Origin of the sequence: Haliscomenobacter sp., assembly GCF_965225875.1 — a bacterium.
Lineage (GTDB): Bacteria > Bacteroidota > Bacteroidia > Chitinophagales > Saprospiraceae > Haliscomenobacter.
In genome coordinates, this window is the sequence record NZ_CBDDBS010000003.1 from 2,921,053 (window position 1) to 2,933,256 (window position 12,204).

At 48.4% G+C, this 12,204-nt stretch carries 5 protein-coding genes; 1 reads left to right on the forward strand and 4 read right to left on the reverse strand.

The genetic code is table 11. From position 1 onward, the window contains the following. Positions 1–108: 108 nt before the first annotated feature. Positions 109–1,200, forward strand: coding sequence for a DUF3298 domain-containing protein (locus tag ACO08K_RS31635; RefSeq protein ID WP_421800506.1), 1,092 nt, complete (start codon positions 109–111; stop codon positions 1,198–1,200). 117 nt (positions 1,201–1,317) lie between these two features. On the opposite strand, the gene ACO08K_RS31640 is transcribed toward ACO08K_RS31635, so the two are convergent. The 4 genes from ACO08K_RS31640 to ACO08K_RS31655 all read right to left on the reverse strand — a co-directional run bounded on the left by ACO08K_RS31640 (position 1,318) and on the right by ACO08K_RS31655 (position 12,187). Further along, on the reverse strand, positions 1,318–2,811 hold the full coding sequence (locus ACO08K_RS31640) for a RagB/SusD family nutrient uptake outer membrane protein (RefSeq protein ID WP_421800507.1): 1,494 nt from the start codon (positions 2,809–2,811) through the stop codon (positions 1,318–1,320). Positions 2,812–2,941: 130 nt separating this feature from the next. Next, complete coding sequence (locus ACO08K_RS31645; protein ID WP_421800508.1) at positions 2,942–5,908, reverse strand: SusC/RagA family TonB-linked outer membrane protein; 2,967 nt, start codon at positions 5,906–5,908, stop codon at positions 2,942–2,944. A 177-nt stretch (positions 5,909–6,085) separates the two neighbouring features. Beyond that, complete coding sequence (locus ACO08K_RS31650; protein ID WP_421800509.1) at positions 6,086–9,736, reverse strand: T9SS type A sorting domain-containing protein; 3,651 nt, start codon at positions 9,734–9,736, stop codon at positions 6,086–6,088. A 30-nt stretch (positions 9,737–9,766) separates the two neighbouring features. Then, a complete protein-coding gene (locus ACO08K_RS31655) occupies positions 9,767–12,187 on the reverse strand; it encodes a glucoamylase family protein (RefSeq protein WP_421800510.1) in 2,421 nt (806 codons plus the stop codon). Positions 12,188–12,204: the final 17 nt, after the last annotated feature.

Sequence of the window (12,204 nt, forward strand, 5' to 3'; positions counted from 1 at the left end):
CCGTTCAAAGGCTTTTTGTACTCAACTGCTGAATATTTTCGACCGAAAAATAAGGCAATTATTCCTTTATTTTGGTCGCATAACTGTTAAACACCTAAATAAGCATTTATGAAAAAACTGTTTTTTGCCTTGTTCCTGGCTTCAATGGCTTTGGCTTGTACACCTAAAAAAAGCGATTCCACTGAAAAAATGCCCAATTCCAAGGATTTTGCGTATTTGCATTTTACCGGAACCATTGGTACCGCACCCATCCGAATGAATTTGTTGCAAGACCTCGATTACGATGAAAATCCCTGGTTCAATGGTTATTACCACTACGAGGATGCCCAAGAACCCATAGGCATTTATTCCTCGATGGATTCAACTGGGCAAGGGCTGCTCATTTTGACCGAATTTTCGGTCGCCGACGAACCCTTTGGAAGCTTCACTGGCAAACTCGAAAAAGGCGTTTATACGGGAGATTATACCGGTGCCGACGGCAAAAAATCACCCTTTAAACTCACTCTTGGTTTCCCGGAAGGCACCCAAGAGTTCGCCGCGATGCGCCTCGAAAAAACCGAAGCAGCCGATAAAGACCGCAAAGATTCGCCCAAAGGCCATTTCAGCTATGAGTTTTTTATCCCTAAAGAAAACTGGTTGAAAGACGCATTTTTGCAAGAATTGGTTGGCGATTCCCTGGCACAAGTCTACAAAACACCACAGAAAGCTTTTGAGGCCGAACAGCAACAGTTTTTTAAAGACTACCATGAAGAAATCGCCGGATTACTGGAAGCAGAGGAAGACAATATGTACATGAATTACGACAATGACAAAACGATGGAAGTCCTTTTTAATCAGGACAATCTGCTCAGCATTGCCGTAATGGACTACAGCTATGCAGGAGGCGCCCATGGCAACTACGGCTCGGCTTGTTCAAGTTTTGATATGGCTAAAAAGAAAAAAATCAGCCTGGAAGACCTGTTCAAACCTGGATATGAAGCGACGCTCACCAAAGCGCTCACCGAGGCTGCCAAGAAAAAATTCAAAACCAAGGATTTGAATGAAATTCTGTTTGTAGAGAAGGTAGAGCCCAACGGTAATTTCTTCCTAACCGGGAAGGGTATTTGTTTCAATTATGTACCGTATGAAATTGGGTCGTATGCGGCGGGAGAATTGAAGATTTTTGTGCCGTTTGGAGAATTAAAATCGGTAATGCGGTAGGGGCAACCCTTTGTGGTTGCCCCAATCGTGGGTATACACATTGGGGCAACCACAAAGGGTTGCCCCAATCGTGGGCATATTAAACATGGGGGCAACCATAAAGGGTTGCCCCTACGGTTAATACCCTGGATTCTGCACAATATTCCCGCCCGCCAAATCAATTTCCGTTTGTGGAATCGGGAACAGCTCGTGTTTACCTTTCACAAATTTTTTGCCAACAGCTTTCATTCTGGCTTCTGCTTGCCCGGTACGTACCAAGTCAAACCAGCGTTGTTGCTCCATGGCCAGTTCCACCCGGCGTTCTTGCCAGATTTTTTGGCGCAGGCCATCCTTATCCGTAATCGTGATATCTGGTAGAATGTTTCTGCGAGTGCCTCGGGCCCGAATGCGTACCGCATTGAGGTGCACCAGCGCTTGTTGAGGCTTGTTGTTTTCGTTCAGCGCCTCAGCTGCAATGAGCAAAACGTCGGCATAGCGCAAGATGCGGATGTTGCTTGGTCCATTGTCTTGCAGCAGGGCGTGGGCAGGCGTCCAGGCTTTTTGGTTGTAACGTTCGTTTTCGATTTGTGGATTGTCTTCTACCAGAGCCGATCCATCGGGTAAGGCTTCACCAACCAAAAGGGCGGTAGCATCGCGGCGAGGGTCGCCAAATTCAAAGGCTTTCATCAGGTCATCCGAGGGCAAATTGAAGCCCCAGCCCAAATTGGGTGTGCCGCGTACCCCTTGCACCATGTTCCAGGGCGTTGCGCCCGCATAGGATGCTTCCAGTGCCGTAGCTTGTACCTCAAAAACCGACTCGCTGGAGTTTTCACCCTCGGGCAGAAAAATCTTGGTGTAATCCGCCAGCAGTTTATATTCATTGGAATTGATGACTTCCAAGGCGTACTTTTCTGCGTTGGGATAGTCCTTGGTGGTCAAATATACTTTTGCCAACAAACCACGGGCCGCGCCTTTGGTCACCCGCCCCAAGTCTTCAGGAGCATAGGCCGATTTTTCCGGCAAACTGGCAATCGCCTCGGTGAGGTCGCTGACAATCAATTTGTAAATTTCAGCGCTTGCTGCACGCGTTTGGGTGTAGAACTCATTCTGGGTCAGCGGCCGGGTGATCAATGGCAAATCACCAAACCAGCGTACTAGATTGAAGTAAAAATGCGCACGGAGGAATTTGGCCTCCCCGATCAATCTTTTGCGCAAGGTTTCGTCCATCACCGGCACTTTGGGGATTCCGTCAATGGCCACATTCGCGCGGAAAATGCCCTGGTAATGGCCACGCCAGGAGCCACGGATGTCTTCAGGGAACCCAGGGTCCCAACTAAAATCATCAAATGCGGTGAGGCGCTGTGCGTCAGCAGGGAAACTCCCCTTGACTGCGTCGTCGGTAACAATATCCGTCATGGCTAGCCAAGGGAAGGAGGTCAGGTTCCAATCCCGCATGGAATTGTACACCGCGTTGACCGACCAGGTGGCGTGCTGAGCAGTTTGGAAGTAATTGTTGGCGTTGATCACGCCTTGTGGTTTTACCTCCAGAAAGTCTCCGTTTTGGCAGGCTGGTGCCAGTAGCAAAACCAGCAGCGCACTTGCCGTTATTCGAAATAAATACTGTTTGCGCATGAGTCTTGAGTTGAAGGGTTGAGGAGTTGAGAAGTTGAGAAGTTGAGGCTTCCGCGAGCGACTTAGACATTGACATCGTCAGAATCGCTCGCGGAAGCCTCAACTCCTAAACCCCTCAACTTCTCAACTTTTAAAAAGAAATATTGATTCCAGCCAACCAGGTACGCGACAATGGATACACTCCACCATCGATGCCTACTTGTAATACGTTCTCACTAGATATTTCGGGTGTAAAACCAGAGTATTTTGTTTGGGTAAAAATGTTGTTCCCACTGACGTACACCCGCAGGCTGTTCACCTTGATGCGTTCTAGCAAGGTTTTGGGCAAGTTGTAGCCCAAAACAGCACTGCGCAAGCGGAAGAAGGAACCATCTTCCAAAAAGCGCTCCGATACCTGATAATTATAACCACCATTGGTGATGCGTGGTTCAAAATTGGAAGTACCTGGCCCAGTCCAACGCTCCAGGAAGGAAGCCTCGTAGTTGGGGATCCCAAAGCCACGCGCAGCCCGCTTGCTGTTGTAAATTTTATTGCCACTTACCCCATTGAAATCTACGGAGAAATCAAATCCATACACGTCGAATCCAAAATTGAAACCGTAGATCAATTTAGGAATGGGGCTACCCAACCAGGTGCGGTCTTGTGAATCTACAATGCCATCGCCATTGGTGTCTTCAAAGCGCAGGTCGCCGGGAGCTACCGCTTCACGCGCCGGGTTTTGTGCAATTTCTTCAGCGCTTTGGTACACACCCACTACTTTGTAGCCATAAAAGGAACCAATGGATTGACCAACAATGGTGCGGGTCGCGAAGGCAAACAAGGCTTCATTACCAGTTCCCAGAGAAAGCACTTCGTTTTTCAGGGTAGAAGCTAAGGCGCCAAAGCGATAATTGAGTTTTCCCACCGAATTGCGGTAATTCAGGGTAAAATCAAAACCTGAGTTGCGCACATCCGCTGCGTTTACAAAGGGATTTGAGGCCGAACCAACGTAATCAGGGATGGGTACTGGCACCAAAATTTTATTGGTGTTGCGCTGGTAATATTCCACTTCGAGGGTCAGGCGGTTGTCCAAAAAGCCCAATTCTGCCCCAATGTCGGTACTATTGGTTTCTTCCCATTGCAAAAATGGGTTAGCCAAGGAGATGAGGGAAGCGCCAAAGTTCAGGCTTTCGGTACCACCAAATACCGCGCTAAGGTTATTGGTTACGGTTGGGATGGCGGCATCGGAAGGGAATTTATCATTGCCCAAACGCCCCCAGCTGGCGCGCAGCTTCAAGTTGTCGAGGATTTTTTGGCCTTTCATAAACGGCTCTTCAATTACCCGCCAGGCTACGGCGAAAGCGGGGAAATTGCCATAACGGCGCTCGGAACCAAATTTGGATGAGCCGTCACGACGGAAAGTAGCCGTAAAAAGGTAACGTTCTTTCAGGTTGTAATTGGCCCGGAACAAGACCGATTGGTAGCGCTCGGGGTTGTTGCCAATGTTGTAGTTGGTGGCAGTTTCTACATCACCTGCATCCAGGTAAAAGAACTCCTCGGTATCGCCAATCAACCGTTGACGGGAGCCACCGATGCGTTCCCCACTGCGGGCTTGCATGGTGTAACCCGCCAGGACGCTAAAGCGATGTACGCCAATTTCGCGCGAATAGTTCAGCGTGTTTTCCCACTGCCAGTCGTTGTACCGCGAAAACTCAGCATTGATGCGACTTTGAGGGTTGCGTTGTTTATCGTCTACTTCAAATTGTGGCTCGTAACCTTTGCCCCGGTTGTTGATGCTGTTGAACCCAAAGCTGCTGCGCGCAGTCAGGTTTTTGATCGGGTAAATTTCAAGGTAAGCATTACCGTTGAGCTGCTGGCCGTAGCCACGGTTGTAGCTGTTGTATTCCAACTGCGCGGCAGGATTACTCACATTGGAGTTGGTGGAAGTACTGCCGTATTTACCCGCTTCGTTGATGGCAACTACCGTCGGGTCGGCAGCGTAAGCGTTAAAAACGATGCCGCCGGGTTCGCGGTTGTTGGCACTGGAAACAAAGGCCAGGTTGTGTCCCAGTTTTACCCCTTTGATGAGGTTGTATTCGTTGTTGACCCGCAAGGAATAGCGGTTGAAATAGGAACTACGGATGATCCCGTTTTGTAGGAAGGCGTCGCCGCTAATGCTGTAAGTCATGGCTTCGGAGCCACCGCGGATGCTGAGGTTGTAATTTTGGATGGAGGCGTCGCGAAAGATGATGTCCTGCCAATCGGTGCCTGCGCCAAAAGATTCAGGATTGGGGTAAGGCACTGCTCCGCCGGCATTTCGGTAAAATTCATTCACCAAACTGGCGTATTCGGATCCGGTGGCCAGGTCCAATCTTTTTCCTACCTGTTGAATCCCGTTGTAAGCGCTGAAGTTGAATTGGGCTTTTTGGCCACGAATCCCTTTTTTGGTGGTAATGAGCACAACCCCATTGGAACCACGGGTACCATAAATGGCGGCAGCGGAAGCATCTTTGAGAACTTCCATACTTTCGATGTCGCTGGAATTGAGGAAGTCAATGTTGTCGAGGATGAGACCGTCGACGACGTAGATGGGGTTGGCATTGTTCAAGGTTCCTGTACCCCGAATACGGATGACCGGACCTTCGCCGGGCCGGCCGGAAGCTGAGCTGACGTTGACCCCGGCAATTTTGCCCTGCAGGGCCTGGGTCACGTTGGAAGCTGCTACTTTTTGTAATTCGCTTGATTTGATAGAGCCTACCGAACCAGTCAGGTCACTTTTGCGCTGAGTGCCATAGCCTACCACTACTACCTCGTTGATCATCAAGGTGGCTTCACCCATGATGACATCTATACTCGTGCGGCCTTTGACTGAGATTTCCTGGGTTTGGAACCCAGTGTAAGTAAAAACCAGGACGGCTTGGGCATCGGGAACTTCCAGACTGTAATTTCCCTCAAGATCGGTAACCCCGCCAAGGGTCGTATTTTTAACCTGAATATTGACGCCGATCAGCGCCTCTTTTTTTTCATCCGTTACCTTCCCGGTGATGGTAACCTGGGCTTGCAGTTGCGAAAAAAAACTAGTCGCGCCCAATAGGAGCAGAGTGTATAAAGATCGCATGTCGGTCTTATTTGGGGCTGAATTTAGTCGAAAAGTTGAAATGATGAAGAGTTGAAGAGAAGTTGAAAAGCTTGATAGACCAATTGGAATTAATTCCCCTAAAATGGTCTATCAACCCATTCAATTTTTTTACTTCTCTTCAACATTTCAACACTTCAACTTTTCAACTTATCTCAGCTATTGCTTAATAAACTTCGTCTTGGCCTTCATCAAGCCATGCTTATCGTAAGCAGCCAGAATGTACATGCCGCGTTCAAGTTCGGTAGTATTCAGGTTCACGTAGTTCTGACCACTGGAACGAATGGAGTAAACCTTTTGTCCCAATGCGTTGAATACGTCATAACCGTACAAATCCTGGCCATTCTCGATGATCAACTCGTTGCTTACCGGGTTAGGATAAACTTTGAGGTTGCTCAGGGCTAGATCACGCACACCAACGGTACCGGAACAAGCCTTATCGCCAATCGCGATATCGTCAAAATAGTAGCGTTTTTCAGCTGTAGGAACGGTACCGAAGTCCATGATCATTGCTAGAGTGGAGTACAGGGCTCCGTCTGGAATGTTCAGCGTAGTGAAATCCCAGGTCAGTTCCTGCCATTCGTTTGGCGTGGTGTATTTCACTTTGGTATCACCAGTGTTGGGTGCTCCATTGCTACTGCGCTCCAATTTGAAAACCACATCGGCTTCGTGATCCATCAAGACCTTCATGGTGATCTTCTTGTTCTTGCCCATCGAAATTTGTGCAGGAATCGCATCGTTGAAATAGCCAGCGAAGATTTCACCTCCAGGGCGCTCAATGAATTCAGCTACCTTGTTGCTGGTGTTGATACCACTCTTCTTTGGATTGTCTACAACGATGTTTACCTTTTGTCCATCGAGAGAACCATTGGCAAAATACTGCCAGCGACCCAGATCATCCAGACTGGTTTCAAAGTTGGAGATACAAGAAGTGTAAGGTGCTCTGCGTAGCTCGATGTCATCGATGTAGTACACGTCATCAGCTGTTGGCAATTGGCCTGCATTGAAGAAAATAACCAGTTTGGTATTTCCTTTGCCTGCGGCAGCGCTAAAGTCGATGGAGTATTGTATCCACTTGCGGGTGTCAGCAGCTTTTACTTCTGAGAACACCTCTACTTGCTGTCCGCCTTCCAATTTGAAGAGGATTGGAACTGCTTTAGGCGACCAGATTTTAACTTGCACCTGGTTCAATACAGAAAGATCAAGGGCTTGTGGGAATTCGTAAACGATGGCTGACCATTCATCCCGAGGATCGCTGTACTCCCCTACTTTGTCACTCGCAGAAGAGTTGATGCCACTTGGATCAGGGTTATTGACTACTTTTAAGAAGTCGCCGCCCGTGGTAGACACTTTGGTAAAATTGCGCTGACATTCAAAGTCGTCGATCTGCCCAGCAACGGCAACTACGCCTTCACAAAGGTTTACGGTAGAAACGGTTTGGGTCAGGTTGTCGTAATACCAGGTAGCCGTAGAAGTTAGGTCAGGATCAAATACAATCTCTACCCGCTCGAAGTCGGCAATGTTCTTGAAATTGCTGAAGTTGAAGTTCAATTCTACCCACTTGCCAGTTTCTGCAATGGGGCGATTGATTTCTTTTTGTCCTTCGGAGGTAGATACCAAACGTAAGGTCAGGCTTTTTGCACCAGCTGGTGCCCATACCTGTAAATTGACTTGAGGGAAAGCGCTCAGTGTGAATCCTTGTGGCAACAAGGCCTTTAGACCGCCCAACTTGGAACTTCCTTTGGTGTAAGAACCCACGGTTGCTGAGGTATTGCCCGTTTTATCAGGGTTGGCAATTTCACCGTTGTATTTGCCGAACACTGCAGCAGCACCCAAAGATTCCCAGCCCAGTTTGGCACCACCTTCAAAATCTTCCAAAGCGCTGCTCTTTTCAGGAGCCACGAGGCTGATGTCATCTACGTAGTAAATATCATTTGCTCCTGGCAGTTTACCCGCGTTGAAGAAGATGACAATTTTGGTGTGGTTGGCGTTTTCTTGGTCACTGAAATCAGCGGTGTATTCTACCCACTTATTCAGTTGAGAAACAGCCACAGGGATTTCTTTTGCACCTGAGGTTCCACCTTCCAACTTGAGCAGGAGGTTACCTGCAACAGGTGCCCATACCTTCAGTTTCAGTTGGTTGCGGTCTTTGAGTGGAATGCTACCACCCCAATCGATCACCAATGCATGGTATTCGCCACCAGTATCTTTGTAGCGACCTACTTTAGCACTCAGGTTAGCCCCAAATTTATCGGGGTTGTCCACTGCGGTAATGTCATCAAAACCAGGTTGGCCGTAAGCTGCATTGCGCTGACACTCGAAATCGTCCAGTACATCCGGGTTCTTGTCTACACCTGCACAATCACCCGCAGTTACTGCGATCAGGTTGTCAAACAGGTAAGTATCCGAACTGGCGTCCACTCCGGGGTCAAAGAAAAGGATGATCTTATTGAAGGTTTTGACACCCGCAGACTTGCTAAAGTTGAAGGTGTATTCAACCCATTGGTCTTTGACCGCTATGTTTTTTACTTCTTCTACCGCAACACCAGGGCCTTCCAATTTGAGTAAGAAAGAGCTAGCCACGGCTGCTTTGACCTGAATTTTAAACACGTTGTAAATGGACAAGTCCAGAGGCTGTGCCAATTCAGTCAGGAAAAGGCTATAACCAGCACCTGCTTTTTTGGTATAAGCACCAACTTTGGTACTGCCATTGATTTTCAGGGTATCTCCACCTGGAGGATTAGGTACCACTACGAAGGAGCCTTCGATGGGGTTCCAATTCAATTTGGCGCCACCTTCAAAGTCTTCATAAACAAAAGAAGTAGGAGCAGGGTCAAGGGAAATGTCGTCAATGTAGTAAACGTCATTTGCTCCAGGCAGTACTCCCGCATTGAAGAAGAAGACCAATTTGGTGTGATTGGCTGCAGCCTGGCTACTGAAATTGACGGTGTATTCTACCCACTTGTTGATTTCAGTTACCGCTACTGGCGTTTCTTTGGCGGGTGAAGTGCCACCTTCCAATTTAACCAGCAAGTTACCAGCTACGGGTGCCCATACTTTGATTTTGACAATGTTGCGGTCTTTCAATGGAATTGCGCCACCCCAGTCCAGAACCATTGCGTGGTATTCGCCACCAGTATCTTTGTAACGGCCTACTTTAGTGCTGGTGTTGATCCCGGTTTTATCAGGGTTGTCCACTGCACTGATATCGGCAAACCCAGGGCTGGCATAAGCGATGTTGCGCTGGCACTCAAAATCGTCCAGAATTTTGGCGCTGGGCGCGGTTCCTGCACAAGGTCCTGCTGGACCTGCAGTCAGGTTGTCAAACAGGTAAGTGTCTGAGCTTGCATCCACCCCTGGATCAAAAAACAGGATGATTTTTTTCAGGTTTGGTGTGGCTGCCGCCTTGCTAAAATCGAAGGTATACTCAATCCATTCGCCGCTTACGGCAATGTTTTTGTTTCCTTCGATGGCACCGCTGGCACCTTCCAGTTTCAAGATAAATGCCGATGCAACGGCTGCTTTAACCTGGATTTTGAATTGGTTGTTGGTGCTGAGGTCCAGCGCAGTGGGCAACTCAGCCAGGAAAAGGCTATACGCGGAGCCCGCTTTTTTAGTGTACGAACCAACCTTAGCGCTGCTGTTGAGGCCCAAAGTATTGCCTCCAGCGGGGTTGTCTACAGTTGAATAAGCCCCCTCGATGGCATTCCAGGGCAACTTGGCGCCGCCCTCGAAGTCTTCGAGTACTACTTGAGTCATACCCAGCAAGGGTAGCAAAAGCATGGTGAAAAAGAGCAGATGTTTTTTCATGTTGTTAGATTTTGGGTTCATGTGTTGAACCTATTGCGAAATGACCAGTGGATAAGTGCTTGTATACGTAGGTGAACTGATTTGCAAGAAGTAAGTTCCTTTGGCTAGTGCTGGCAAGGTAAATTGCTGACGCTGTAGTCCGGTATTGAGTCGTGTAGGTCCTAACAAACGGTGTACAACCCGGCCTGCGGTATCGCACAATTCAATCTTGACCGTTTCACTTGAAGGTTGAACAAAGGAAAGGTCGAGATTTCTTTTGACCGGATTAGGGTATACTTTGAGTTGCAGGTCGGTAGCGGGAATGGCCTCAACTTTGGTTACGTCGGCAGTAAATCCGATTTTTTTGATGGCAGTTTGAATCTCAGGATTGGCCATAAAATGCTTCCACAATAAACCACTGCGGTGGTTTTCAATCATGTTGATGATCGGCCCTTGGTCGATGGCCAAGTAACTATCGGCAGTCCAATTGAGTTGTGGATTGAAGGCATCATAAAAACCCATGGGGCCAAATAAATCGGCACCATATTCTCGGTAAAAGTGTTTGAGTGCCCCCAAAGATTCTACGGGAGTATAGGGAAAAGAACCAAGTGCGGCAGTTGGGGCGATGGTGCCGTTGTCCTGCGGGCCACTATTGGGTTCGTGGGCCAGGTAGCCTTGCACGGGGTCATCGCTGGCGGTTAAACCCCAGCAGTTTTCCCCATAACCTTTGAATTTTTTTGGATTGGCGATGCAGTAAGCCCGGTTGATCAGGGTGTGGTTGCGGTTTTGGGTAAAATAGTTGGTGTACTTATCCTTGATGTTGCGTGGGTCAAAACCCATGAACGAATAATGGGCAAAAAACAGGGGCCCGCCCAATGCAGGCCCCAGAGGTAATAGAACACTGTAATACTGATTCTTATTGACGTAGTTGCTGTTGCCAGCCCAGCCTTTTTCATACAAACCTTCGGGTACGCCATGAGTAGGCGATGCAATACCCAAGATATAAACAATCATGCCTTCGTTCCAGCCACGCACCGGAAAATTCATGGCGAATTGGTAGTTGGGCGACCAATGCCAGTAAATAAAGTTCTGAAAATACTGGCGGTACCAATCCCACTCAATGGCTTCCCACAATCCGGTGATTTTGCTGCGGAGAAGTTGCTCTTCACTCGTGTTTTCTTTGAAATATTCCCGTGCAGCCAACAAACCTTCAAAGAGGAAGGATGTTTCTACCAAATCGCCGCCATCATCGCGCGTGCTGAAGGGGATGGTTTTACCACTCACTCCATTCATCCAATGGGGAAATGCGCCCTTAAAACGATCCGCTTTTTCCAGGAAACTGAGCATCTTTAACAAACGGTCTCGCCCTTGCTCCCTGGTGATGAATCCTCTTTCGATCCCTACCATTAGGGCCATCACGCCAAAACCCGTTCCTCCGATGGTAACAATGTCTCCTGAAGTATTCCGTTCGCGACTGAGGCCTGATTGAGGATGGGCAAAATCCCAGAAATAACGGAAGGTATACTCCTGCACCATATCCAGCAATTGCTCATCACTCTTGGGGGCACTACTGGCACTGGCTACAGCGCTGGGTTTGCTTTCCTGGCCGCTCCCGCTGGCAGTGGTGATGCGATAACTCGCCTTTACATTGAGTCCAAGGGGACGTACAAAATCCAGATAAATGCTGTCGGACTTACCCACTTGCCCAATGAGATTGAAGGTTTGGCCTTCATCCAGGGAGCGGTAAATCCTGAAAGCAGTCCCCCCTGAATTCCCAGTATTTTTCCAACGCAGTTCTATATGGCTATCGTATCCTTTGGCCCGAAACTGTTCAGGAACCAACAAATTTGCAGTTGCGGAAGCCCGATAAGTCCGTACCTCATCAATCAAAAGGGTATGTTCCTGGGCATCAGCAGCATTTTGTCCAAAAATGATTGCCTTGATTTGTTTAAAATTGATCCCGGTCTGGTTGGGATCAGTAGTCATGACGCTGAGGGGGATTTTGATCTGGGTCCAAATTTTGGCATCCAGCGCTGGAGCATAATTGCCAATGTTGTATTTGCGCGATTTGGTGGAACCGGGAGCGCCTTCCAGAAAAATATTGGGCCAATCTGCCTTGTTGAGGCCATTGGGGGCATAAACCCAGAAAGCCAGAGTATCGGTATTGCTGATGTCTTGAAAGGGAAAGCCCGGGGCGATCACCAAAGCTGACCAATCCCCACCACTGCGGGAATTCCAGCGCAGGCGCAAGCTGTTGCGGCCTTGAAAAGCAGTGCCATCGGTGGGGAGCTTATCTCCACTGCTACCTGTCTGTTCTAAAAAACTGGTCCCAGACTTAAAAGCCAGACCTGTGTCGTAATAGCCAGGGTTGTTGCTGTCACTAAAAAAGTAAACTTCCTGGCCATAGGTTGGAGCACATGCCTGTAAAGAGAGGAATAGAAAGCTAAAAAAATGTAGGTAGCGTTGCTTCATACTTGCGATCAAATAGA

Excerpts from the sequence above, each read along its gene's own strand:
- ACO08K_RS31635 (WP_421800506.1), top strand. The coding sequence starts at position 109 with ATGAAAAAACTGTTTTTTGCCTTGTTCCTGGCTTCAATGGCTTTGGCT.
- ACO08K_RS31640 (WP_421800507.1), bottom strand. The coding sequence starts at position 2,811 with ATGCGCAAACAGTATTTATTTCGAATAACGGCAAGTGCGCTGCTGGTT.
- ACO08K_RS31645 (WP_421800508.1), bottom strand. The coding sequence starts at position 5,908 with ATGCGATCTTTATACACTCTGCTCCTATTGGGCGCGACTAGTTTTTTT.
- ACO08K_RS31650 (WP_421800509.1), bottom strand. The coding sequence starts at position 9,736 with ATGAAAAAACATCTGCTCTTTTTCACCATGCTTTTGCTACCCTTGCTG.
- ACO08K_RS31655 (WP_421800510.1), bottom strand. The coding sequence starts at position 12,187 with ATGAAGCAACGCTACCTACATTTTTTTAGCTTTCTATTCCTCTCTTTA.